We start from the raw sequence: 24,113 nt of genomic DNA, 5'->3' as shown, positions 1-24,113 counted from the left end.
TTTCCTCCGGAGGGAACCGGAGGAAACGTTGTGATAAGATATCGGTTTATTGAGCCAATAGTTCCTTGTACGGGAATTTGAGGAAATAGATGAACCCATTATTGCCTTCATATAAAACTCCGATGTGCTGGGAGTCTACCGGGCAGAGGGCGGAGTAACCAAAGCCGGGGCGTTCGTCGTAAAGATGGCTGAATTTCTCCGGCCAAGTAGCGCCTTCGTTCATGGATGCTTTGATCGTCATATGGTTGCGCCCACTATGGCTGGCGGGGTTGGAGAAGAAAAAGGCATCTTTGGCCGGGCCGTTGTCGAAGACGCGTTCGATGCTGGCCTGGCATGCCCCCGGTTCCATGAGTCCCTTGCCGTTTTTGTTTTGCGAGGACGGGTGTTCTGTCCACGTTTTCCCGAGATCTTTCGTGACGTACACGACCCTGTACCCGCTGCGGGATTCATCGCGGGCATTGATCATGATGGAACCGTCCTTAAGTTCGACTACCTGGCATTCGGATGTGTTGGGACGGAAGCCCGTTCCGCAGTGCCAGGTCTTGCCGTGATCTTGGGAATAAACGATGGTGGAGTGTCCTCGGCGTGCCGTTTTGTTTTCGCCGACTTTGTCTACGGCCCAGTATTGGGCGGGGAAGACGAGAGTGCCGTCTTTCAGGCAAATGCCATTACCGGGGCCTTGGAACAGGGCGCCCCAGTCGGAATCGGTACCGGTTTCGATGTTTTTAACTTGTTCGGTAATATTGATTGGATCAGACCATGTCTTCCCGTCGTCGTCACTGTATGCCAGAACAAATTGTCCACAATCGTCTGGGGCTGTAGATCCGGGTTTACTGTTCCAGATGGGATGGAACCCCCGGCTCCAGACTCCGGCGACCCAGATACGGCCGGTTTTGCGATCGACGAGGATGGATGGATCTCCGCATCCGTCGCTTGTTTTTTTACCCGTTAGAGTTTTGCAGGAAAGGGCGATTTGAAGGGGTGACCATGTTTGTCCCCCGTCTTCGGAACGACGGATGCCTACGTCAATATCTGCCGGAAGATCACCATGGTGGTTGTAGCGAATGTCGTAGACGGCAATGAGTGTTCCTTGATTGGTACGGACGAGGCCCGGGATACGGAATGACTTGGAGACTCTATTTCCAGGTGTGACTTTGTCTCCCGGTTGGGCGACCGTGTAGCCGATCCTTTGGTTGGCTACTGCCGGTTCTTGGATCTTAGCGGGTTTGCGGCCTACGATAGCACCTGTTGCCTTGAGTGAAATATGGTGGCCTATATTGGCTGTATCCTTGAGCAGGACATTGACCCAGAAACTGTTGATACCCGATTCCAATGGCATTTTGCCGGTTAGACGCAGATCTTTGGATGATCCGTTGGGGGTGACGGGCGCGCCGAAAGGTTCACCGGCCTGATCGCCGGGTTTTTCATTTCCGCGGACGAGTTGGACGGATTTAATGTCTTTCATGTCGGTTGTTCCGTCGAATTTGAGATAGACATCCGTCAATTCCAAAGGCTTCAAACCGCCTTCTGTAGCAATGTCGATCCGAAGTACCGGGTTAAAGTCTCTTCTGATCATGGCGGGAATGACCGGGGCATTGCTTGAGATCTCCTTGAATACCATTGGAGAGGAAGGAACAATATACAGGTCATCCATGATCATGCCTCCGTTATCAGCAGAATTCAGGCTGAATGTAAGGGACTTGGTTCCTGCGGGAATCTGGGCCTCGATTTTGGAATTGAGCCCTCCGGTTTTGATGGAGTCGCTGTTCTGGTAAATGGTTTTCTCGCCGGATGGCGTTTCTGCCGTGATAGTCAGTTGAAACGGAGGTTTGGATGTCCAGCGTTCGGCCCAGGCATTCATGGAAACATCGACTTTGGGAGAGTCCTTCAAGTCGAGTTTGATGCTTTTCCCTGTGCCTCCCAGAATGCGGAGGCCATTCTTGCCGGATTTTGCCTTGCCGATGATAGCGGCATTATCCGGAGCGCTGGTTATGGTCCCATATTGCGACTGGAAACTGGATAGCGCTCCTTGCGGAGCGGTTTCGAAGCTTTCCGAGGAACGGGCAAGCTGGGAGAATCCCAGGAAGGCCGCCATTCCGGCAAGAGGTAAAATGAGTTTTGTGAAGGGAGTCTTTTTCATGCGGAGTATTTACAATGCTCAAATATGATGATGGAGTAGATGCGGACGGTCAATCAAGAAACGCCGGTAAAGCCGTTCTTCGGTGTCAGTGGACTTGACGCAGAGTGCTTCATGATGCATGGATATGCGTATGGAAACCCGGATTTATGAGGTAGATTCCCTGGAGGACAACCGCAAGCTTTACGTTCTTGCCGCTGAAACTTTGGGGAAAGGCGAACTTGTCGCCCTTCCAACGGAAACCGTGTATGGCCTCGGAGCGGATGCCCTGAATCCTGATGCGGTGGCTAAAGTGTTCGATACGAAGGAGCGTCCGAAGTTCGATCCGTTAATTGTACATCTGGCGAGTGCCCGCGATTTGCCGCGCGTGGCAAATATTCCTGATGCTCTCAAGGAAGTTGTCGAAAAATTGTCCCGCGAGTTTTGGCCGGGACCGTTTACCATGGTTCTTCCCAAGACGGATGCAGTGCCGGATATTGTGACGGGCGGGCTGGATACGGTGGCCGTCCGCGTATCGGCCCATCCCGTGATGCGTGGTGTAGCCAAGGCATTGGGAAATCCTATTGCAGCGCCGAGCGCCAACAGATTCGGCCGTATCAGTCCGACGAGTGCTGCTGCCGTCATCAAGGAACTGGGTGGCAGGATAGAAATGGTCCTTGATGCCGGAGCTTGTTCAGAAGGGCTGGAAAGTACGATCGTTAAACCCGTTCTTGATGAAAAAGGCAAACCTGCCGTGGAACTTCTTCGTGAAGGGCCTGTAACGAGAGAACAGTTTAGGAACCTGGTTAAGGTCATTCGCAAGAAACCCTCCAAGAAGAAGGAAAATCCTGAAAATCAAGTCGTGTTGAATGCACCGGGGCAGTTGTCCAGCCATTATGCCCCGGGTAAAAAGATGATCCTTTTGCCGAAGGACGAAGCTTTTGAGCCCGAAGAAGGTGTCAGATACGGTTTATTGACTTTCGAGGGGGACTCTCCCCTGGTGGATTCCTGTTCATGGGACAAGGTTTACGTATTAAGCCCGGGCAGCGGTCGATTGTCGGAAGCTGCCGTGCGCCTGTTTGCACTGATGCGTCAGATGGATGAAGACGAATCAATAGACATTATTGTGGCGGAATCCCTGCCCGAGAACGGTCTCGGTGCGGCGATGATGGATCGCCTGAGACGTGCCTCCTTCTCCCGGAAGTAACGAGCTGTATATTCTGAAACAATTTATTATGAGCGAAAAAACATTATTTGAAAAAATCTACGATGGGGAGATTCCTGCTTCCATCGTATATCAGGACGACATGTGCTGTTGCTTCCGGGACATTGATCCGAAAGCGCCGACTCATCTCCTCCTCGTCCCTCGCAAACCGATTGCCCGTATCGAGAAAGCTACGGCTGACGATGCGGTGATTTTAGGGCATCTGATGCTCAAGGTAGGAGATATAGCCCGTCAGGAAGGACTTGACGAAGGTGGTTTCCGGGTTGTGATCAACAACGGTCCCGATGCCGGAGAAGCTGTTCCTCATCTTCACCTGCACATTCTGGGAGGTCGTTCTCTTCAATGGCCTCCGGGCTAGGAAGATGTTTCGGCTGGATTGTTGGCGGGCCGATTGTTTCTTTATGACCGCGGATTGCAGGCAAATCCGCGGTCATATTCGTTTACAAGGCCAGCCGGGTCAGGGCGGCGCCCGCCAGAGTAGCGAACAAGCCGATGCCGACATTGCCGAACAAATTCAACCCGGCTTTGAGAATCTGGCCGTTTTGAAACAAGTAAAGCGTCTCGTAACTGAAGGAGCCGAACGTGGTCAATCCTCCCAGGAAACCGACTCCGACAATGAGTTTGGCATACGGGCTCGCAATGAATCGTTCCGTAGAAAGAACCATGAACACCCCCATGATGAAACATCCGGCAATGTTGACAATGAATGTTCCGTACGGAAATCCCGTGCCAATTTTCGAGACGGCCCAGATGGAGATCAGATAGCGAGCCAGTACGCCAATGGCGCCGCTGATCATCACACACAGAATTTCTTGAATGGAAAGCATGGAACGGAAGGACAGGGAATTGCTGTAACCTATGCTGGTGCAGATAGACTTCGTCAAGAGCAATTTTCCCCCTCATGATTATACTCGGATTGAGTTTATGTTGACGGGATTCTTCCCATGGTAGCTCTCTGAGCCATGATCCCTTCTTGCCAAGTTCTCTATCTTGGTGTACCCAGCAGGTATGAAAAGACTTCGTATCGATTTAGAAACTCTTCCGGAAGAAGGCAAGGTATTTTCCGGTGAGCTGGATGGAGAAATCTTCGGCATTGATGACGATGAAGTCCATTCAATCGGCAATTTGAGCTTTAACCTGACAGCCCGTCGGTTTGAGGGGGAACTTTTCCTCCAAGGTAAAATTTCGGCTCCGTTTGAATTTCGTTGTGTCAGGTGTCTTGAGTATTTCCCAATGACTCTGCCCCTGAATGATTTTGCAACGAGTATAGAAATTGATAATCAAAATATTGTGGACGTTTCAGATGCCTTGAGGGAAGAGATTATACTTGAGTTCCCAGCCTACCCGCATTGTGAAGATTCCGATACATCCAAAGCCTGTGTCATGAAAAATGAGCATTTTGGAGTGGACAAACAGGGGGAAACAGGTGTAAACACTTCTGCCCCGAACGGTGAAAGAGGCGTATGGGACGCCCTTGATGCCCTCGGTGACCAGTAAATTCACCAACTAACGATTTAAAGTCATGGCAGCACCCAAACGCAGAACGTCCAAGATGAAGCAGAGATCCCGCCTTGCCGCTCAGGCTTGGCGTGCTCCCAAGCTCCGCCAGTGCCCCAAGTGTGGCAGTAGCGTCCCCGGTCACACCGCATGTCCTGTTTGCGGCACTTATACGACCCGCGGAGGCAAGGAAATCACGGTTAAGGCGGAAGCCTGATCGTACTGTCTGTTACCTATTCGGCGGGATCCGGGAGATTCCGTCGCTTCTTTTTCATCTCTCCGGCCGTTTTGCTTTGCATAGCGGCCTGTTTTTTTGCTATACGTCCGCGAACAAAGAGGATTATTGGCTGAATGAAAATAGCACTCGACGTGATGGGGGGAGACCACGCCCCCGGTATCAATATTGAAGGCGCCCAACGAGCTTTGGACGCATTCCCCAAGATCGATAAAATCTACATGGTTGGTCGGGAGGAGGTTGTTCGTGCAGCTTGCGATGCGGCAGGCTTGTCCGGTCCTCGCATCGAAATCGTGCCAGCCATGGAAGTGGTGGAGATGAACGAATCCGGTCTCCTAGCCGTCCGGCAGAAGAAAAATTCATCTATGTCGGTAGCTGTGGACCTGGTGAAGTCGGGTGAGGCGGAAGCCGTTGTCAGCGCTGGTAATACAGGGGCTGCCGTTGCTGCCTCAACTATTAAACTGCGTTTGCTTAAAGGTGTCGAACGCGCCGGCATCGTCTCCCAGTTGCCGAATGACTACGGAGTCTGCAATGTAACGGACACGGGGGCAAATCCCGACGCCAAGCCGCGCCATGTGGTCGGCTATGCCGTGATGGCCAGCGTTCTTGCCAACAAGATTTACAAAAAGCCTCGTCCCAAGGTAGGTCTGATGAGCAACGGTTCGGAAGACGAGAAGGGTAATGAATTTGCCAAGGCGACATTCCACCTTCTCAAGCATATGGAAGAACAGGGACGCCTGCCTTTCGACTTCCTCGGCAATGTGGAAGGCCATGATTTGTTTGAACACGAAGTGGATGTCGTTCTGACGGACGGTTTCACAGGAAACGTTCTTCTCAAAACCTGCGAAGCAACTGCCAAAGCTTTCTCTAACTGGCTGAAGAGGGAAATCAAGAAATCTCCTATCCGTATGGCCGGCGCCGCCATATGCTCCGGTGCCTTCCGGGCCATGAAGGATCGTCTTTCCTACGAAAGTGTGGGAGGAAGCCCTCTTTTGGGTGTTAATGGTGTGTCTATCATCGCCCATGGTGGATCGTCCGGCCTGGCTGTTAGTAATGCCTTGCGGGTTGCCAAAGAAATGCTGGAGTGCGGTGTCAATCCCATGATCGAAGAGGAAATGGATCGACTGGGGAAGATACCCGATCTTAACGAGGATTCTCATTGAGCGTCCCGTTGAACGGAATGCGAATGGAGCGTCTCTCTCTGCAATGGAGTATTGACCTTCCTTTTGCCGAACTTATAAAACCATGTTTCACCAAAGTCCAATGATCAAAGGAGGAAATGACCCCGTGGAAACAAGATCCGTTTCCTCTCCCCATACTGCCACTGCGTATGGGGACAGCTGGGCTGAGCGCATGAACCAGAATAAAATTCTGCTTTTTGCCCAGATTTTCTTCATGATGGCTTTTCTGCTCATCATTTTTACAGGAAGTCCCATTAACAAGGACTTGACGACCTGGGGGGTGATTCGTTCCGATTTGTGGCTGCTCGGCATGTCTGTAGCATTGCTGCCCGTGTACTGGATTGCGTCCGGTTCCCGTTTTTGGAGTAACAAGGTCTTTACTGTTACATGGGGAAGTATTCTTATTCATTTGGGCTTGATTGTTCTCATACGGAGTTTGATGGACAATGACGAAAGTTCTCTGGCTATCTCCCGGATGATCTTGCCGTACATCCTGGCTCCTATGGTAGCCACTGTCCTGGTTGGTCCGGCCATGGGATCATTTGCCACTTTTGCCGTCTCACTCCTCGGTTTTGCCTTTGTCTCCGACGAATACCGGATGAACTATATGGCTGTGAGTATGCTCAGCGGAATGCTTACCGTGCTCCTTTCCCGTAATCTACGCAGCCGGGCTCAGTTGTTGAGGGCCGGGTTGTTGTCGGGAGTCGTCGTCTTTCTGATGGGCTCCATGTTGAATACAATCAACTTCAATGTCGCAAGGTCTGAGATAGATATTCTGGCATATGAAATTTTTGCTTCCTTCGGGGTCAGCATTATTCTGGCCATTTTGATTAGTGGTGTTCTGCCCGTCATGGAAGCTCTTTTCAAGATTGTTACACCTATTTCATGGCTGGAACTTTCCGACATGAATCACAAACTGCTCAAGGAAATGCAATTAACGGCTCCTGGGACTTTCCACCACTGCCTCATGGTGGCCCAGCTGGCCGAAGCGGCTGCGGAAGCGATTGGAGCCAATGCCAACTACTGCCGTGTTGCATCCTATTACCATGATATCGGGAAACTAAAATATCCTCAGTATTTCATCGAAAATATTTCCGATGGGGAACCCAATCCACACGATGAACTGACACCGAACATGAGTGCCAGAATTATTATGGGACATGTCTCCGAAGGGGTTGCCTTAGCCCAGGAAAACAAACTCAATCGCCAGATTATCGATGTCATCCAGCAGCACCATGGTACCACTCTTGCCTATTTCTTCTACAGGAAGGCTATGGAATACCGAAAGGAAATGCTCGAAAAAGTAGAGAAAGGTCAAGCCAATGCCGATGATGTCCCCGAAGTGCTGGAAGAAAACTTCCGCTATTCCGGTCCCAGTCCCCAGACGCGTGAAATTGGTATCGTCAGCCTTGCTGATGTCGTGGAAAGTGCGACTCGTTCCTTGCATGAGCCGACGATGGAAGCCCTTCGCGAGATGATTGACAAGGTCATCAAGGCGCGGATTGTGGATGGTCATCTGGATGCCAGCGGACTGACCTTCGGCGATTTGAAAACCGTGCGAGATGTTTTCCTCTCCACAATCAAAAACATGCGCCACAGCCGCATTGCCTATCCTCAGGAAGAAAAGAAAGGCAGCCAGAAGCAAGAATCCCAGACATTATCTGTGGAAGATTCTCCCGACAAAGAGGATGGTGCATCGGAAAAAGCAGAAGAACAATCCGATTCTCCCTCCAATGCTTCTCCCTCGACAGAAAAATCCGTTGATCCTGATATCGCGCTGGAGGAAAAACGGCAGGACGAGGTTTCTCCTGACTCAGACAAGACTCCGGACTGTCTCGAAAAATTGAATGCAGAAGATGGGAAGGGAAATACCTCGGAACCGTCGGAAGATGAGGGGAAAGAGTCTCTTGCTATCCCTGCTGCGGAGTCTAAGTCGGAGACCGTAGAATCCTCCGTACCTCCGGGAAAGAGCGATCCTTCCATTTTGGCCAACTACCCGATACCGGGAGGTAAATCCGAATGATGAAACCAGCTCTGGAACTTTATTCCCACGTTGAAAATTCTTGCTTGTCCGGTGACTTGCTGCGGGATTTGGCGCGAGCTTTAGAGCATTGCCTGGATGATATTCTCAAAATACCTCGTGGACCGGATCATGTTCTGGGCGAATTGGAAACAGTGGAAATATCCATCGTTGACGATCAGACCATTGCCGATATTCATGCCAGATTCCTGAACGATCCTTCCGCAACCGACGTTATTACTTTCCCCCATGGGGATGGAATGGGAGAGCTCATCATCAGTCTCGATACTGCCTTTCGTCAGGCCGCAACTTTCGGAGAACCCTGGGAGCGGGAATTGTTCCGTTACATGGTCCACGGCCTTCTTCATCTCCAAGGATATCTGGATGCCACCCCCGAAGAGCGTTCCCTCATGTTCTCCTATCAAGAACCCCTGGTTCTTCTCTATTCGCCTTGGACGACTGCATAAAATACGAAACTTCATGCCCCTGGCTTCAGACTTGCCATCCGACTTTCTCTTCTGTATATTGTCTCCCGTTCAACGTCTCCTTAGCTCAGTTGGATAGAGCAACTGCCTTCTAAGCAGTGGGTCGCTGGTTCGAATCCAGCAGGAGATGCCATCATAAAGCCCGTAAGTACAAAAACTTACGGGCTTTTCCTTTTCGGGGAATTTGGCTAGGTGTTACAGCTAGGTATTACAGTTTGCGGAGTATGTGATGTAAAAATTGTTGGGTGGTTTACAAAAACCGAAAGAGCTGCCTCTCCGAGGATGGGAGGGGCAGCTCTTGTGGATGAGAGTGGAAGTGTGAGACTGTGAAGTCGTTACTTCTTGATGTTCGATTCTTCGGGTGTGACTGTTTTAGTTTCGCCGTTGACGGTGAGTTTGACAGGACGGCGAAGAGGGGACGTGAGTTTGTAGGTGGTCACTTTTCCATCCTTCCAATCGAAGTCGACGGTGATGTTTCCGCGGGCTTTGAGGCCTTTGACTGAACCACTTGGCCATGATTTGGCTGGGGAGGGCAAGAGGGATATTTCAGGCATTTTAGTGAAATCTCCCGTGTGGGACTGGACGAGCATTTCGCACATGGCTCCGGTGATACCATAGGTACCGTCCATTTGCATGGGGGCGTGGTTAGCCAGCATGTTGGGAAGAATATTGTGATGGAGGAGGCCTGCGACCATATCGTGGGCGCGGTCGCCTTCTTTGAAACGAGCCCAGAGGGCTGTTCTCCATGGCCAGGTCCAGGAACGGCGGGAGTCGCCGGTCGTACCGCGCCATTCGAGGGAATTGCGGGCTGCTTTGGCGAGTTCGGGCGTTTTTTCCATACTGATTTCGTTGCCGGGATAAACAGCGTACAGATGGGATGTGTGGCGGTGGTCGGTTCTGGCGATGCGGTCGATCATCCATTCCTGAAGATTGCCTTCCTTGCCGATTTTTGGCTTGGCAAGGCGGTCGCGTTTTTCAGCGAGTTCTTTGGAGAAAGCCTGGTTTCCTCCGAGGACATTGCCGGCGGTGATAGTATTGGTGAAGACATCCCAAATGAGTTGCTGGTCGTGGGAGACTCCATCTTCACGCGGCCCGTGTTCCGGAGACCATGCCTTCGGAGCGACGAGAGTGCCTTTTTTGATGTCGGCAAGTTCTTCTCGATTGATATTTTTTTCGGCACTGAAGAAACCTTCACCCTTGTCTCCGAGTTCTTTGAGATTGTCTTCCCAGAATTCGGAAACTTCCTTCATGATAGGATAGGCGACATTTTTAAGGTAGTTTTTGTCGCAGGTGAAGGCGAAATGATCCCAGAGGTGGCGAGCGTACCATGCGTTACTGGGAATATTCCATTGCCAGGCATGTCCTCCGAAGATGTTTTGGGAGGTACGGACGGTCCATCCGCGCGTTTCTTTGCCGTTTTCAGGCTTGAATTGCTTTTTGGTGAAGTTGCGGAGCGGATCCTGCATCGCGTTGATGTAGTTGACAAGCGGGATATGGCATTCGGAGAGGTTTGCCGGTTCTGCTCCCCAATAGCACATTTGGACGTTGATGTTATTGTGATAGTCACTGGCCCATGGAGGCGAGACCATATCGTTCCAAAGACCTTGCAGGTTGACGGGGAGGTTTCCGGGACGAGAACCGGAGATGAGCATGTAGCGTCCGTACTGGAAGAGAGTTTCCTCTAGTTCCGGATCGTTGGTTTCCACCGTATAGAGGCGTTCTTGACCAGCTCCCTTCGTGGTGTTGTTATCCAGGCGGGTTTTGTAAGCTTTCAGGCGCTTGTCGGTGGGAAGAGAGGCAAGTTCGGCGTCGGTTTTGCCGAGGTTAAGTTTGACGCGGTCGAAGAGAGCTTTGTAGTTGTCGATGTGGGCTTTCTTTAGCTCGGCAATAGGGGTTCGCAGAGCTTTTGCCATATAAAAGTTATTTTTCTTCTGGGGCGATTCGCCTTTCCAGTTTTTGGAATGGTCCATGACGTAGTCGGTTGCCATGGAAAGAATAACGATGCATTCGCTGCCGTTTTTGACGACAAGTTTGGGGATGGTATCCAGATTGCATTCGGCGTAACGTTTTTCGTATGTGACGGAAACGTTTTTGGATCCGCCGGTAGCAGTAACGGTACCTCCTTTGGGGATAATGCTGACGACTCCTTCAAATTCTTCTCCGTTTGCCAGGGTTCCGGAGATGGTGAGCTTGTTGTTTTGCCCGGAGCTGACGGCTGTGACTTTGGCGTCGTGAGCGGGTTTGAGGATGAAGTCGGCGTTGAGCTGACCGGGTTTATCGGCTTTACAGGTCATGACGATGACCTGGTGGGGATAGCTGGCGAAGACTTCGCGGGTGTAATTGACTCCGTTGCTGGTGTAACTTGTTTTTGCGATGCCGGTGGTAAGGTCGAGGCTGCGTTCGTAGTTTTCGGTGGGCTGGTCGTTATGGAAAGTGATGAGCAGGTCTCCGAAGGGTTGGTAAGCACCAAAATCTTCCTTTCCGGACTTGGGACCATAGTTGTAAGCATCCGTGGATACGCTTCCGCCGGTCCATAGACTGATTTCGTTGAGGGCGAGCCGTTCGATTTTATCGCCTCCAAAGACCATGGCTCCGATGCGCCCGTTTCCAATAGGCAGGGCTTCGGATTCCCATGGATTCCCGTTGTTGTTACCGGCAGTCTTTAAATTTTCCCGTCCCATGGGAGAATGTCCGTAAAGCTTGGCGGGTTGCTCGTACCAAAGGTAGTTGGAAGTGGGATGGTCGGATGAGGCGGTTGCCTGCGATGCGATGGAGCACGAGGCAAGCAGTGTGAGTGTAAATAGGGAGTTTTTCATTGTAAGGGGCAAGATACGGATGTCTCTTCTTGTTATTAGCACATGAACTGGGCTCGGGCCAAACAAATCTTGCATGGATACCTCGAAACTGCGTCATGGGTATGTCCCCATGTTTTAAAACTTCCTGAGTTTCGGCGCGATGAGCGTGGTCATGAAGCCGATGACAGCAATCAGGACAAAGGACCAGCGGAGGCTGGAGGCATGGGCGATGAAGCCAATGATGGGGGGGCCGATCAGGAATCCCAGGAAACCGATGCTGGATACGGTTGCGATGGCGACGCTGGGGATCATGGCTTTGGAACGTCCGGCCAGACTGTAACACATGGGAATAATGGATGACGTGCCGAAGCCGACGAGGGCAAATCCGAGCGACGAGACAATGATGTGAGGATAAAGGACGGAAAGAATGAGACCGGCGGCTATGGTGACGCCGCTGATCTGGAGGATGGGGATGACGCCGAAACGGATGATCAGGCGGTCGGCTGTAAAGCGCCCTATAGCCATGGTACACATGAAGGCAATGTAACCGAGGCGGACAAGGTCGGGGCCGGGATTGATGACGCTTTCGAAGTAAACGCCGCTCCAGTCGAACATGGTTCCTTCGGAGACCATGCTGCCGAAAGCAATGACTCCCAGAAGGAAGACGTATTTGTCCGGTTTGGTGAAGATTTTCTTTTTGCCGTTTGGTGTTGTTGCTCCGTTTGTTTTAGGGTCCCGGGGGAGCATGAAGGGATGCATGGCGAGAAGGAGGACGATACAGAAGGCAAAGATGAAACAGAAGTGTTCCAGAGGCTTAAGATGACAACTGACCATCCAGGTACTGATGAGACCGCCTATAAATCCGGCCAGACTCCACAATCCGTGAAATCTTGCCATGATGCTGCGTTTGTAGAGACGTTCGACGCCGACGCCCTGTGTATTGATGGAAATGTTGCTAAGGTTGGCCGCCATCCCGAAGAGGAAGAGAGCTGCCGTCAATTCAGTGACATTTCGTGCCAGCCCCAGTAGAATGAGGGTACCCGGGTAAAGGATCGCGGCGAGGGTGACCATTTTCCGGCTGCCGTATTTACCGACGGCATAACCTGAAAAGGCCATGGCTGTCATTTGTCCTAAAGGGATAATGAAGAGGAGGCTGCCCAGTGCGGCATCGTTGAGATGAAGGGCTTGTTTGATGTCGGGAATGCGGCTTGCCCAGCTGGCGAAGACGAGACCCTGAATAAAGTAGAAGGCGCAGGCAGAAAGACGATAGTACCCGGGAACGGTGTGTGGAAGGGGAGTATTCATGTCCTCGACCAGGGAAAGCTACGGTTCCCGGATGGTTGGAACAAGTCCAAAATGAGGCCTTATGTCATGCGATGGGACGGAGTGTTTTCCGGCATGTCGGAAGGCGGTTGGGCTCCCTGGCTGACAGGAATGAGTTCGGCAATGTTGTATCCGGAGTTTCTGGCGATTTCCACCATGGTGTCCCAGGTTTCGGAGGAAACAGATGGCATTCTGGAGAGAAACCACAGATAATCGGACCTCCCCCCCGAGATGACGGCCCATTTGTAGTCCTTGTCGAGTCCGAGGATGCGATATGCCCCTCCGATGAGGGGGACGAAATATACGCGGAAGTAGTTCGACGGTTTTTGTTGGATGGCGGTAGCCTGGTTTTCCTTCCAGCATTTTTGAACAGGGTCGTATCCTCGGTTGATGACGAGTATTTTGCCGTCTTCCCTCCGGGTGTAATTGGCAGTGACTCGTGCCAGTCCGCGTTCGAAGAAATGATCCAGGCGGGCGATTTCGTACCAATGCCCTGTATAACGGTTCAGGTCGAAGTCCGGCATGGGCGGGACATGAATGTCGATGACGCCTGCCCGGCGGATGGAAGAACGGATGGTGGAGAACAGTTTCATGACGATCGGCTTCTATCGATAATTTCCCAGTCGCAGACGGAACCCTCTATAATGTAGAACAAAGGATGCGGTTGTACAACGGATATTTCCCTGAGTTTAAACCATTGGTGCGGGGTGCGAAATTTCAGTTTGTCCATGAGATGCCGGAATTCGTAGTCCAACTGCCCGCCGGGTAGCGGGATGTGCCGGGTGAGGTCATGGCAGTGGATTTTATCCTTGTTGAAACGGAATCCTCGGCGGATGGCTTCTTCGTAAACGCAGGTGAGGTACCCGTCGAGGAGATCGACGGGATCGGGGTGGTGTTTGAACCGTTCCAATTGAGGATGGTTGCGGTAGCCTCGTGTATTTCCGGAGAGGACTTTCCTGGCGAGAAGCCCCTCCCTCCATAGGGCGACAAGTCCTGCGGAATCAAGGTATGATGGATGGAGGGACCAGAGTCTCATGGAAATGAGACAATGGTAGACGACTTTCTGTTAGGCTGTATGAAATACTTTTGCTTCTCGGAAGATGCTGTGGGATAGTCGCTCCGCAATGACCGGCAGTCCAGTAATTCGCAAAACGATGGTTTTTGTCCTGATCGCTTTATTTTTGGGTCAGTACGGAGCGGGAATGTACGATTTGGTGTTTAGTAATTTCTTGCGTGACGCTCATCATTTGAATGCCGAGGAACGTGGTTTTCTGGAGTTGCCCCGTGAGTTGCCGGGCATTTTGACTCTATTTGTGACAAGTGCCCTGTTTTTTATGAATGAGGTACGCATAGCTTCCGTGGCGTGTCTGTTGATGACGGCGGGTATGCTGGTACTTTCCCGGCTGGATGATGCGTGCAGCATGTGGACGTTGTCGGCATGGATCATGCTGGTGAGTCTTGGTCAGCATATTCTGATGGGGACGATTGATTCCATCGTCATGCACACGGCACGTCCGGAAAACAGGAGCCTCAGACTGGGGCAGATGAAGGCGCTGGGAACGGCTGCCTCATTGCTGGGGGCTCTGGTGGTGTGGATTAAATGGAAATTCAACACTTCGTTCGGGGTTGATTTTACGGTGACGGCTTTGGTGTGCCTGGTTGCCGCATTGTTTCTTTCCCGCGTGAAAACTCCTGTGTTTCCGAAGCGCAGGGGATGGCGGGAGTGTTTTATGTTCCGCAAGCGCTACAAGGTGTATTATTCACTGGAAATTCTGCACGGTATCCGCAAACAATTGTATCTGACATTCGGATTCTGGCTGATGGTCAGTACTCTGCAACAGAGCCCAACTCAGATGGGACGTACGCTTTTGCTGGCCGGGGTCATCGGGTTGGTGACTCAACCGTTGATTGGTTGGAGTATCAAGAAGTATGGTGAGCGCAATGTGACGATTTTCGATAGCATTGCTCTTTCCCTTCTTTGCCTGGCATATGCTTTTGCCCCGTCTGTTCTTTCCCATCAGTGGGCAGTTGGGGTGGTGACTGCTTGTTTCGTTCTGGACAACCTCTTGTTTGCCATGGGGATGGCCCGCAGTACCTATGTGGCCCGCATCAGTGAAAAACCAGAGGATATCAGCTCTTGCATTTACACGGGAATCGCCGTGAACCATGTGGCATCTATTGCCTACGGCATTATCGGCGGGCTGATTTGGACGTATACGGGGGGGCCCCAGGCCGTGTTCCTGATCGGTGGACTGGCAACGGTCGGAGCCGGTTTGGTGGCTCGGAAGATGGAAAAAGGGACGATTCTGCCGACTCCGGCTGCTTAAAAACATCCCCGGATCCTTGCCGGACTCCGGGGATGATTGGAAGCAGTTCTGTTTTCGTCTGTTTCGGTTGGGCGGGAATGTATGACGACTTATTTGCCGAGGACAGCTCTAAGTACCTCCAGGCACTTGGTATTTTCCTGCGGCAAGCCGATGGTGATGCGGATCCATTCCGGTAGGCCGTATCCGTCCTGGGCACGTGTGATGACGCCTTGTCGGAGCATGTCCTGGAAGACCTTGCGACCTTCTCCCACTTTGACGAGGACGAAGTTGCCCTGGCTCGGGATCCATTCCAGCCCCATGTCGGCAAAAGCCTGTTCGTAGCGCTTCATTTCTTTACGGTTATTGTCAACTGTCCTGCGGATATGCTCTTGGTCTTCCAGAGCGGCGAGAGCCGCTTCCTGGGCGACGATATGAGCGTTGAAGGGCGTTCTTGTCTTGTGCAGGAGGGAACAGATGGATTGGGGAGCCAGCCCGAAACCGATGCGGAGACCAGCGAGGCCGTATACCTTGGAGAAAGTGCGCAGGACAACGACGTTGCGACCTTCTCGGACATATTTCAACGTGTCTGCGGGAGAGTCGCAGAACTCGTGGTAGGCTTCGTCAAAACAAACGACGACATGATCGGGGACTTTGACCATGAAATCGTCGATTTCTTGTTGGGTGACGACTGTGCCGATGGGATTGGTCGGATTGGTGATGAAGACGATACGCGTTTTGTCCGTGATTGCATGGAGGAAACCCTGCAGATCGTGGGTCCAATCCGGTTTGTTGGGGACTTCTACATAGGAGGCTCCGAACAATTTGGCCATGATGGGATACATGGAAAAAGCGTGACGGGCGGCAACGACCTCCGTGTCTTTGTTCAAGAAGGCATGGCAGACGAGTTCGATGATTTCGCTGCTGCCGCTGCCGACAGCCGTTTCCTCAAAGCGGACGCCGTAACGGTCGGCGATGGCGGAGCGGAGTCTGAATGCGGCGCCATCGGGGTAGATATGGACTTGCCCGGCAATTTTTCGAATGGCTTCGATAGCCTTCGGAGACGGCCCCAGAGGGTTCTCATTGGAAGCCAGTTTGACGATATCTTCGGGTTTTAGACCCAGTTCGCGGGCTGTTTCTTCGATCGGTTTTCCCGGTTCATACGCCACGAGATCCAGCACTTGCGGATTGGCATATTGTTCGATTCTGCTCATACAGGCAAGAACTCTATGCTTCCTGTGCATCTATCTCAATACTAATGTCCTGAAAATATGGCAGCAACCCAGGCAGGGAAACAGAGATTGTGTAAGGTGGGAGTTTTGCTTTTTATGAGATGCACCAACGCCGCTTCACGAATTTATTCCGTGAAGCGGCGTTGGTAGTTGGAAACAAGTAAAATCAGTGGCCTTGACTTTTATGGCTGAACACTGAGGTTGTACACTTTGCCTTGGAAGGAGGAACCGAGAACCTGCAGAGGCAGGATAAAGGTAGAACGCAGTCCTTTGGTCCGAGGTGCAAAGTTTTCATCCGGATTGCGGAAGCTTTTAAGCACCATGGTGCCGGCAGGCTGGCCGTCAATCAGGAGCTGGGTCTTCTCCGGCTCTCCGATGAGTTCCAGTTTGACTTTTTTCCCGACGGGTAATTTGGCCCCGAAGGAAAATTCCAGGGAATCATCACGTCTGAAACCGATGGTACCGTCCTTCATGACAGCCAGTAACTCGCCTTCCGGAGCGGATAACAGGACTTGTTCCTTGCCTTGCGGAGCAGAGGCCAGCTCAAGCTCCATGGTAAGGTGGTAATTGGGGCCGAGAGAGGGTCGGGCTAGTTTTTGGGGTAATTTTCCGGGAGTAATGGAGAACGGTTGTGCGTTCTTCCATTTATAGAGTGGATTGGTACGGGGAGCATTTCCGATGGCAGACACAAGTTCCCGATGCTGTTCGAAAGAGTCCGGAGTTTTGGCTTTTCCCCACATCTTTTGGCTGAGTACATCGATGGAACCGGAAATCGTGTTCCAGATATCATAGGGGGCATATCCCGAATGCTTCAGATCTGTTTCATCATTCCAGATGGCAAAGGTGGAACCGATAAGCTGAGGGTGGCCGGAGGGCAGTGTTTCATTACCGATGCGATTGGGAATCCAGTTTTCGTAGATTCCCTTGTGGTTTCTGTCCATGCGGTAATAGTTGGCGTAGGGGACGATGTAGAGTGCGCCGTCGTTGGTATTAATAACGTTGTAACCGAGGTTGACTGCTTCCCATGCCTTCATCCATCCCGCACTCCAGAGGTTCATTTGAACGCCCTTGACTACGACGGGCGTCTTGCCGGGTTTGGCGCTGAGGCTTCCCCAGATACGCGGGGTATAACCGCGCTTGAGAGCATGATTGAGCACGAAATCGGCGAAGTGGCGGTAGTCTTCCTTGTCTCCGTAGAATTCGTCTGCTCCTACGTGTACTACATCGCACCCGGCAAACACCGGACGTCCCAGTTTGGGATCTTTCATCAAATACTCGTCAAATACCTTGCCTACAAAATCGAGAGTCTCCGGATTGGCTGCATCCAACATCTCGCAGCGGCGCTTTTCATGGTTCATAGGGCCTTTGTAAATGAGATCCGGACGCACCCGTGTGAAGGAGAGGGCGTGTCCGGGAGTATCGAATTCCGGTACGATATGGACGCCGTGCCGCTTGGCGTAAGCAATCAGCTCTGCGAAATCCTTTTTGGTGTAGAACAGGTCTTTTGCCGTGAGGGGCGTTCCGTCTTTCCCTTTCATATTGGATTCCAGACGAAAGGCGGAGTAGCTTTCCTTGAATGGATCAAGTCCCTTGTCTACGTATTGTTCATGAAAGATGTAGTTGTTGTTGATGACCAGGTGAAGATCGTTCATCTTGTACCAGGACATGGTGCGGATTACTTCCTTGATATAGCTGAGAGGGTAGGGAGTGCGAGCTATATCAAGCATGAATCCGCGTACCTGGTACCGGGGGAAATCCACGGCTTCGCCACAAGGCACGCTTTCAGGATTCTGGCGTAGCATTTGCAGAAGAGTGCGTGTTCCCCAGTACAGACCGGTTATGGAAACCGCTTCAATACGGATACCGTTGGCAGTTACAAAAAGTTTATAGCCTTCCTGGCCGATATTGCTTCCTTTCAACAGGGAAAAAGAAATGTCCGCTTTGGATCCTGGGGAAACGAGCTTGACCTTACGGCCCAGCACGTCTTCCATATCGGCTGCAACAAGTTTCGAAAACTCATTTTCCCGGCAGGCGATGGTGATGGTATCGCCCGGTTTATATTCTCCCTGGCCTCCCTTCCATTGCAAAATCTCCGGAATGACATGGGGTTTGGGGTTGCCCTGTTCGGCTTCGGGGGCCTTGAGTATGATTTCATAGTCTTTGCTGATGGCCTCTTTGCCGTCCTTGGTTACTTTGAAGCTGATATTGACCGGTGTATCTGAAATGACGGGTGATATATCACCCTTGCTGTTAATGATTTGCTCATAGTCAGCTCCCAAAATTTTAATCTGGGCACCGGGAGCTACTGGCATAGGAAATCGCTTTGTTCCGGCTTTGATCTGCGGAATGGAAAGAGTATCTGCAATTTGCTGAACATCCTGTCCCATTAGCGGAGAAACGGCCCATGCGGCAAGCATGATGATGAATATGTTTTTTTTCATTTTTTTGTGTCGTTTCAGAGGAGAGAAAGATCCGTTTTGTTTTTTAATTACGCGATGTTAATGTATTTCTTACATAGAAAGCAACTAAAAGTTCATCCAGTATCCGTTACGGTAGAGGGCTTCCTGGTTGACCGTCGTGTCCGGTATTTCCTCAATGCCGTCAAACGGGTCAGTCCCTTTTTTGTCCTAAGATTGATGATTTAAGCGCACTAAACGATGAATTCTTAATGTAGAAGAGTCTGTCGGAATGCAAGGCATGCCATGTTGTTTTTGGGATCTCCAAGGGAGCAAAACGACTTGCTGTTTTTATTGACCTGTCTCGCTTTTTTTCTATATTGATAATAAGTCATGGTGAATTTCAAATTCCTTATATTAGCCTGTTGCGCTTTGGTTGCCGCTTTCCCTGGGGAGTCAGCTCCGGAGAAGGTAGCTACGTTGGAATCTCAATTTATCGGACGGTGTGCTTCCGTCTGTGCCCGGGCGGATGCAGACCATGTACGCAAACTGCAGGCTCTTCAGGAGAAGTATGTAGCTCTTGGAATGATGGATCGGGCGGTTAAGATTAAGGAACTGCTTGATAAACGGACGGCAGATCCTATCAATCCCGTTTATTGGAATGTGGCTGCCGGTCCCGGCTTTTTCGGCGGAGACTGGGTGGAGCATCATAATAACCGCTTACATAGGCTCGGCTCTGACCGGATGCATTATGATTATTGGGCATGGTCTTCCGATGTGCGTCCGGATTTTGGGCTGGATCCTTTCTTGTCGGTGGGCGATATTCTGGTCTCTGAAAAGGGATCGTGTGTTTGGATCAGGTTTGAAACGGATCGCTCGGTCATGTTCGGGAATGATCGGATTACCCGCTTGAATCGCAAAGCGGGTTCGGTGTCTCCCGAGGCGATGCTGGGAGATATGGCTGATATAGACGGTTTGCTGTCATCCCACTATTCCATTTGCACCCGTCTGTGCGCTCCATTGGCCTCCAAATTCACTCAGTTATTGCAAAAGATGCAGAAGGAACTTACGGTCCGGGGGGATATCGACGGAGCTATGGAACTTTCCCGGTATATGGAGAATTTGCCGAAGACGAATCGATATATGGCTTATGTCCCGGCTCTTTCCGATGCGGAAAGGTTTCGTAAAACTTTCCCAGGTGTATGGAGGGAAACAACCAGCGATTGGTATTACAAACTGGATAACAGGGGAAATATGGTGGCACATACCAAGGACGGAAAGACGCAATTGACGTTGACTTTGGATGGCGTATCTCCCCATGGCAACGTGTTTCGGGTTCGGTCGAACCTGTATGAACCTGTCCGTTATATTGCCCGTGTAGGGAACAAGATGTATATGTTCGAGCCTAACAATACCTTCTGGCAGAGAATTGCCATGTATTCCGCTTCCTGATTACCGATTGTGTTCATTGGATAATGAAATCGATATCATGAAATCCTTCCTGTTTCTTTTCATGTTCCTGTTTTGCTTTTGTTGTGCCTCCCGAGGCGCTGAAGGGGATGTCCCTTCGTCCGCTTCTCGGTTGTCGGAATCGTTCAATCGGGAATATGATGAAGTGGGAGCCAGGATTACTGCCGATTATCGGGCGAAACTCCAGGCTTCGCTTCAGAAGTGCATAGCGATGTCGGATATCGACTTGGCTCGCCAGATCAAGGATGAATTGGAGAATACCGCAAAGGATCCCCATTTTTTGATGAAGGCTTCAGCGTGTGCTTTTACAGGGCGATGGAACGAAGAGCGGCTGAATATCAAACACTGGGTGGATGCGGAGGGAACTCATTACCAGATTCGAGGGAACGGACAGGAAATGACGACGAACGAGTCTGTGGATACCGCCAAATCATCGTCTGAAATTCTCGTTTTTACGGGAAATTATCACCGGGTGTGGCTGTTGTACGGGGATCAGTCCGTCGCTCAATTTTGCGGGAATAGCTTTTCCACTCTACAACGGATTGAAGATGAAAATGAAAGACAGAAATCCAGAGGAATTGAAGAAAGCAGTCCGTTGACCTCTCTTCGTTGCGAATATGTGGAAAAGTACAACCGCCAGTGTGTTCCCTTGCAGGAAAAATACATTCAAGATCTGTTACAGATACAGGAAAAAGAGTCGCAGGCGGGCCATGGCGATCAAGCCTTGAAGCTTCATACATATATTGAATCGCTGAAAAAGGCTTGGGGCATTCGTTTCGAAGGGGCAGGGAAGCCCGGTTTCTCGTGGCCGGACAAACGTTTGCTTGGTACGTGGAAAGAAAAGAGTGGTTGGTCCTATCAATTTGACAATAAAGGGAATCTGGTGGTCAAAAATGCCCAGGACAAGTATGTCAGAGCATATGCCTACCAAAAATCAAGTCCTGCCGGGGACTTGCATTTTTTCCAGCACCGGGTAATGGGAACGCTCATTGCCGGGGTTGCGGATGGCAATGTGCACATGTTTACTCCCGGTGCGTCTGGCTGGCATGCAACGGCAACGAAATGTTTGGATTAAAGTGAGTAGGATGGAATGTTTTTCTTGAAATATGCTGTAAAAAATTCATATTTCTTGAGTTACGTCAACATTTAAATAACATTTTCCTTTAATTTTTGCAGTTACTCCAGCCAGTGTCAAATTTTTTTCTTTAACTTTCATCATAAATCTACAACCTTCAAATGTAAGAGCAGAAAAAGATCAAGTCCATGCCCCTGATAATTCGAATAACTCATAAGGATCCAATTGAGTACCGACATGGTACTGAGGGCCACAGTTAATATTACCGGAAAAGGCAGGATCCCAATTTGCAGATGTATTCCATACGGTTGTAGTAAGTTCGCCTGTAGCTGTACCAATCCATTTCCAGGTGGCAGCCTGAACAGTCGAATAGCAGGCCCCAAGCGAGGATGGAAGGATGAGAGAGAGTCGTAATCTCGTAGATTTAGGGAGTAATACGAATTTCTATCCCTCTATCAGATTTTTCAAATTCGTTCGTTTTTCCTGTTGAAATAAAAAATTTCCGCATGATTGACAAATTTCAAAAAACACTTATATTCAGTGACTAATAAAATCGTCCAAAGAGCAAAAAACAAGAGCGCCCTTCCTGTGAAGAAAGGACAGCTCAGTAAAAAAGATCTCTTGATGACTCTTACGGCTGATTCTTGAGCGACTGAATCGCCAATCCGTGGTCAGGCGATATCCTCAGTATTCACTTGGAAAGAGTTGAACCAAGATTATACGTTTGATTACTCTTCCCTTTTGCCTTTCCCATTCCCGCCTCCATGAGCTTTTTGAGTTCCTCCAGGTGCGAATTGTATACCTCGCGGGGAAAAGTTTTGTGTTTGTTGCAAATAGAGGCTGCCATTCCGACAACTTCGCCCATCATGGCGGTTGTTCTCATTACGCGAACAGTTCCGAGGGCAACGTGGGTAACGCTGATATTGCGGCCTGCCATGAAGAGGTTTTTCACATTTCTGGAATAGAAACAGCGATAAGGAATCGGATAATAGTGAATCACGGCATGCTTTGCCACCGATTTGAAGGCAGAAAAGGGAAATTTTTTCAGATTGTTTGTATCAGGATAGTGCAAGTCAACGCTCCAGGAAGAGGAAGCAGTCCCGTCCGGATAGGGTACCCGCTTTGTCAAATCGTTTTCTGTCAGAATGATATCGCCCAGAAGGCGGCGGGATTCCCGTTTCCCGGCCACATAGGCCACCCAGGAGAGATCACGGTTCCTGTAGGCTTCCTTGTTGCTGAAGTCATTTTTCAGGAACGACCAGTTGGAATAGACGATCATCAGCCCGTAGTCACGGATTTGCTCCGCATCCTGCAACTGATCCATGTTCATCCCGGTTTCCCAATTCCATTCGCCCATCGTCACCTTCTCGGCATTGTCTTCATTCACATCAACTCCGTATGAAAAACGCGGGAACTCAACTGTTCCCTTACCCGTTGTGGAATACCACTGCACGGAGGTACCCATCGTCATCTTGTCCGCTTTGGAGGGAGCGGTAACTTCCTTGAACTCATTTTCTCCTTCGCGTCCCGTACGGTAATCCGCGCCCGCGAGATATCCGACAGTGCCATCGCCGGTGCAATCGGCGAAAAGTGGAGCCAGGAAACGTATCTTTTCTCCGGTTTCAATGTGCTGAGCCGTCACGGAAGTAATGACGCCGCCTTCGGTAGAGGCCTGATTGACGCGGCAGGAGGGGAAGAGAGTCACATTTTTTTCCTGCTCGATCCACTTCTGCTTCTTTTCGTCCTCATAATATTCAGCCGGTTTGGCATTGCCTGCCCTCATGGGAGCAAATTCACGGATCATGTTCCCCAGACGAGGGTATTGCCCGATTTCGATACGACCTCCAAGATGAACCCTGACTTCCGAGCTGTTATTCCCTCCGAGGACGGGTCTATCGTTGATCAAGGCAGTTTTCAGCCCCAGCCTTGCTGCCGAAACGGCCGCACACATGCCTGCCAAACCACCACCACACACGACAAAGTCGAAGCGTTCCTCCTTCTTCAGGGCTCCAACACCCAACGCCTTGCGGAAATTCGCCAGTTCATCGGCAGATTCCGGCGGAGCTTCATCACTATCGGTAAAGAACAAGGCATCGCAACGGCCATCAAAACCCGTCATATCCTTCAGCACGATTTTAACACGAGGGTTATTGATCTTGATCTGACCGACCTTTTGCCACATCCAGTCATCTCCTGTCATGCCCAATGTAGCTTGTACCGGTTTCCCATCCACAGAAACGGTAAATTTTCCCGGCCCTTCCCCTTTGTACCAGGGTGAAGTCCAATTATAGGTACGCACATACAATGTATAGTTTCCCGTTGTGGGGAACTGGGCATAAGTCGTCGCATCAGCGACGGGTTTTCCCAGACCGTGTGCCAGCAGATAGGGAGATCCCATGATGTCCATGAACTGTTGATCCACTTTCCAACCGCCTTTGTCAGAAAAGCTTTCCGCTTCAACAAGAACACTCGCCCCACTGGCAAGTCCATGAATGGTAAAGGCAAATAGGATCAGTAATCGTTTCATCTTCATTGTCATCTATTTTAAATACTAAATAGAGAATTAGATTTTATCAGTTAATAATGCGTTAATATTTTACCGGAACAAGATTAGAGTCCGCCTTCCCCACACAGGAAAGACGGACTCCTGTTTTCTTGTCTTCCGACTTCCAATCAGAAGTTGTACCGGTAACCCAGCGAGCCGCTCGCCCAGGTCGCTCCGCTGCGGAGTTCCGTGTTCGCCTCCGCAAAGATTGTGCC

The 24,113-nt window shown here is 50.7% G+C and carries 19 protein-coding genes and 1 tRNA gene; 11 read left to right on the top strand and 9 right to left on the bottom strand.

What is annotated here, in order from left to right; translation table 11 throughout:
- Positions 1-46: 46 nt before the first annotated feature.
- Complete coding sequence (locus tag QET40_RS01870) at positions 47-2,140, bottom strand: exo-alpha-sialidase (protein ID WP_280125473.1); 2,094 nt, start codon at positions 2,138-2,140, stop codon at positions 47-49.
- 118 nt (positions 2,141-2,258) lie between these two features.
- Between QET40_RS01870 and QET40_RS01865 the strand changes: the two genes are divergently transcribed.
- Together QET40_RS01865 and QET40_RS01860 are read left to right on the top strand one after the other, a co-directional pair.
- Positions 2,259-3,323 (top strand): L-threonylcarbamoyladenylate synthase, encoded by a 1,065-nt coding sequence (locus QET40_RS01865; protein ID WP_280125472.1) that lies wholly within the window; start codon positions 2,259-2,261, stop codon positions 3,321-3,323.
- Positions 3,324-3,351: 28 nt separating this feature from the next.
- Positions 3,352-3,699 carry a histidine triad nucleotide-binding protein gene (locus QET40_RS01860; protein WP_280125471.1) on the top strand — a complete coding sequence of 116 codons (348 nt, stop codon included), beginning with the start codon at positions 3,352-3,354 and terminating at the stop codon, positions 3,697-3,699.
- Between the two features lie 82 nt (positions 3,700-3,781).
- On the opposite strand, the gene crcB is transcribed toward QET40_RS01860, so the two are convergent.
- Positions 3,782-4,168, bottom strand: coding sequence for a fluoride efflux transporter CrcB (gene crcB, locus QET40_RS01855; RefSeq protein ID WP_280125470.1), 387 nt, complete (start codon positions 4,166-4,168; stop codon positions 3,782-3,784).
- A gap of 181 nt (positions 4,169-4,349) precedes the next feature.
- On the opposite strand from crcB, the gene QET40_RS01850 reads away from it, so the two are divergent.
- The 6 genes from QET40_RS01850 to QET40_RS01825 all read left to right on the top strand — a co-directional run bounded on the left by QET40_RS01850 (position 4,350) and on the right by QET40_RS01825 (position 8,892).
- A complete protein-coding gene (locus QET40_RS01850) occupies positions 4,350-4,838 on the top strand; it encodes a hypothetical protein (RefSeq protein WP_280125469.1) in 489 nt (162 codons plus the stop codon).
- A 25-nt stretch (positions 4,839-4,863) separates the two neighbouring features.
- Entirely contained in the window at positions 4,864-5,055 is a 192-nt protein-coding gene (gene rpmF / locus QET40_RS01845) for a 50S ribosomal protein L32 (RefSeq protein WP_280125468.1), read from the top strand.
- A 134-nt stretch (positions 5,056-5,189) separates the two neighbouring features.
- Complete coding sequence (gene plsX / locus QET40_RS01840) at positions 5,190-6,236, top strand: phosphate acyltransferase PlsX (protein WP_280125467.1); 1,047 nt, start codon at positions 5,190-5,192, stop codon at positions 6,234-6,236.
- Positions 6,237-6,318: 82 nt separating this feature from the next.
- Positions 6,319-8,277, top strand: coding sequence for an HDIG domain-containing metalloprotein (locus QET40_RS01835; protein ID WP_280125466.1), 1,959 nt, complete (start codon positions 6,319-6,321; stop codon positions 8,275-8,277).
- Positions 8,274-8,741 carry an rRNA maturation RNase YbeY gene (ybeY, locus tag QET40_RS01830; RefSeq protein ID WP_280125465.1) on the top strand — a complete coding sequence of 156 codons (468 nt, stop codon included), beginning with the start codon at positions 8,274-8,276 and terminating at the stop codon, positions 8,739-8,741. Before QET40_RS01835 ends, ybeY begins: the two co-directional genes overlap by 4 nt.
- Positions 8,742-8,815: 74 nt before the next feature.
- A tRNA-Arg gene (locus QET40_RS01825) sits at positions 8,816-8,892 on the top strand.
- A 202-nt stretch (positions 8,893-9,094) separates the two neighbouring features.
- On the opposite strand, the gene QET40_RS01820 is transcribed toward QET40_RS01825, so the two are convergent.
- The 4 genes from QET40_RS01820 to QET40_RS01805 all read right to left on the bottom strand — a co-directional run bounded on the left by QET40_RS01820 (position 9,095) and on the right by QET40_RS01805 (position 13,913).
- Positions 9,095-11,575, bottom strand: coding sequence for a glycoside hydrolase family 95 protein (locus tag QET40_RS01820; protein WP_280125464.1), 2,481 nt, complete (start codon positions 11,573-11,575; stop codon positions 9,095-9,097).
- Positions 11,576-11,689: 114 nt separating this feature from the next.
- On the bottom strand, positions 11,690-12,859 hold the full coding sequence (locus QET40_RS01815) for an MFS transporter (protein ID WP_280125463.1): 1,170 nt from the start codon (positions 12,857-12,859) through the stop codon (positions 11,690-11,692).
- A gap of 59 nt (positions 12,860-12,918) precedes the next feature.
- Entirely contained in the window at positions 12,919-13,470 is a 552-nt protein-coding gene (locus QET40_RS01810; protein ID WP_280125462.1) for a lipocalin family protein, read from the bottom strand.
- Complete coding sequence (locus tag QET40_RS01805) at positions 13,467-13,913, bottom strand: pyrimidine dimer DNA glycosylase/endonuclease V (RefSeq protein ID WP_280125461.1); 447 nt, start codon at positions 13,911-13,913, stop codon at positions 13,467-13,469. The genes QET40_RS01810 and QET40_RS01805 overlap by 4 nt, the downstream gene beginning before the upstream one ends.
- 88 nt (positions 13,914-14,001) lie before the next feature.
- On the opposite strand from QET40_RS01805, the gene QET40_RS01800 reads away from it, so the two are divergent.
- Entirely contained in the window at positions 14,002-15,204 is a 1,203-nt protein-coding gene (locus tag QET40_RS01800) for an MFS transporter (protein WP_280125460.1), read from the top strand.
- 89 nt (positions 15,205-15,293) lie between these two features.
- On the opposite strand, the gene hisC is transcribed toward QET40_RS01800, so the two are convergent.
- Both hisC and QET40_RS01790 read right to left on the bottom strand, forming a co-directional pair.
- Complete coding sequence (gene hisC, locus QET40_RS01795) at positions 15,294-16,394, bottom strand: histidinol-phosphate transaminase (RefSeq protein ID WP_280125459.1); 1,101 nt, start codon at positions 16,392-16,394, stop codon at positions 15,294-15,296.
- A 200-nt stretch (positions 16,395-16,594) separates the two neighbouring features.
- A complete protein-coding gene (locus tag QET40_RS01790; protein WP_280125458.1) occupies positions 16,595-18,853 on the bottom strand; it encodes a family 20 glycosylhydrolase in 2,259 nt (752 codons plus the stop codon).
- Positions 18,854-19,201: 348 nt separating this feature from the next.
- Here QET40_RS01790 and QET40_RS01785 point away from each other — a divergent pair, with 348 nt between their 5' ends.
- Positions 19,202-20,260, top strand: coding sequence for a hypothetical protein (locus QET40_RS01785; protein WP_280125457.1), 1,059 nt, complete (start codon positions 19,202-19,204; stop codon positions 20,258-20,260).
- 433 nt (positions 20,261-20,693) lie between these two features.
- Entirely contained in the window at positions 20,694-21,353 is a 660-nt protein-coding gene (locus tag QET40_RS01780) for a hypothetical protein (protein WP_280125456.1), read from the top strand.
- 691 nt (positions 21,354-22,044) lie between these two features.
- Here the strand turns inward: QET40_RS01780 and QET40_RS01775 are convergent.
- Positions 22,045-23,880 (bottom strand): FAD-dependent oxidoreductase, encoded by a 1,836-nt coding sequence (locus QET40_RS01775; protein WP_280125455.1) that lies wholly within the window; start codon positions 23,878-23,880, stop codon positions 22,045-22,047.
- Between the last annotated feature and the right edge of the window lie 233 nt (positions 23,881-24,113).

This window comes from Akkermansia sp. N21169 (assembly GCF_029854675.1).
In the GTDB taxonomy this organism is placed as follows: domain Bacteria; phylum Verrucomicrobiota; class Verrucomicrobiia; order Verrucomicrobiales; family Akkermansiaceae; genus Akkermansia.
Note: the sequence above shows the minus strand (reverse complement) of the source record. Positions and strands in the feature narration are given on the sequence as shown.

Excerpts from the sequence above, each read along its gene's own strand:
- ybeY (WP_280125465.1), top strand. The coding sequence starts at position 8,274 with ATGATGAAACCAGCTCTGGAACTTTATTCCCACGTTGAAAATTCTTGC.
- QET40_RS01835 (WP_280125466.1), top strand. The coding sequence starts at position 6,319 with ATGTTTCACCAAAGTCCAATGATCAAAGGAGGAAATGACCCCGTGGAA.
- QET40_RS01850 (WP_280125469.1), top strand. The coding sequence starts at position 4,350 with ATGAAAAGACTTCGTATCGATTTAGAAACTCTTCCGGAAGAAGGCAAG.
- QET40_RS01785 (WP_280125457.1), top strand. The coding sequence starts at position 19,202 with ATGGTGAATTTCAAATTCCTTATATTAGCCTGTTGCGCTTTGGTTGCC.
- QET40_RS01820 (WP_280125464.1), bottom strand. The coding sequence starts at position 11,575 with ATGAAAAACTCCCTATTTACACTCACACTGCTTGCCTCGTGCTCCATC.
- QET40_RS01800 (WP_280125460.1), top strand. The coding sequence starts at position 14,002 with ATGACCGGCAGTCCAGTAATTCGCAAAACGATGGTTTTTGTCCTGATC.
- rpmF (WP_280125468.1), top strand. The coding sequence starts at position 4,864 with ATGGCAGCACCCAAACGCAGAACGTCCAAGATGAAGCAGAGATCCCGC.
- QET40_RS01865 (WP_280125472.1), top strand. The coding sequence starts at position 2,259 with ATGGATATGCGTATGGAAACCCGGATTTATGAGGTAGATTCCCTGGAG.
- hisC (WP_280125459.1), bottom strand. The coding sequence starts at position 16,394 with ATGAGCAGAATCGAACAATATGCCAATCCGCAAGTGCTGGATCTCGTG.
- QET40_RS01775 (WP_280125455.1), bottom strand. The coding sequence starts at position 23,880 with ATGAAACGATTACTGATCCTATTTGCCTTTACCATTCATGGACTTGCC.
- QET40_RS01805 (WP_280125461.1), bottom strand. The coding sequence starts at position 13,913 with ATGAGACTCTGGTCCCTCCATCCATCATACCTTGATTCCGCAGGACTT.
- QET40_RS01870 (WP_280125473.1), bottom strand. The coding sequence starts at position 2,140 with ATGAAAAAGACTCCCTTCACAAAACTCATTTTACCTCTTGCCGGAATG.
- QET40_RS01810 (WP_280125462.1), bottom strand. The coding sequence starts at position 13,470 with ATGAAACTGTTCTCCACCATCCGTTCTTCCATCCGCCGGGCAGGCGTC.
- QET40_RS01860 (WP_280125471.1), top strand. The coding sequence starts at position 3,352 with ATGAGCGAAAAAACATTATTTGAAAAAATCTACGATGGGGAGATTCCT.
- crcB (WP_280125470.1), bottom strand. The coding sequence starts at position 4,168 with ATGCTTTCCATTCAAGAAATTCTGTGTGTGATGATCAGCGGCGCCATT.
- QET40_RS01815 (WP_280125463.1), bottom strand. The coding sequence starts at position 12,859 with ATGAATACTCCCCTTCCACACACCGTTCCCGGGTACTATCGTCTTTCT.
- plsX (WP_280125467.1), top strand. The coding sequence starts at position 5,190 with ATGAAAATAGCACTCGACGTGATGGGGGGAGACCACGCCCCCGGTATC.
- QET40_RS01790 (WP_280125458.1), bottom strand. The coding sequence starts at position 18,853 with ATGAAAAAAAACATATTCATCATCATGCTTGCCGCATGGGCCGTTTCT.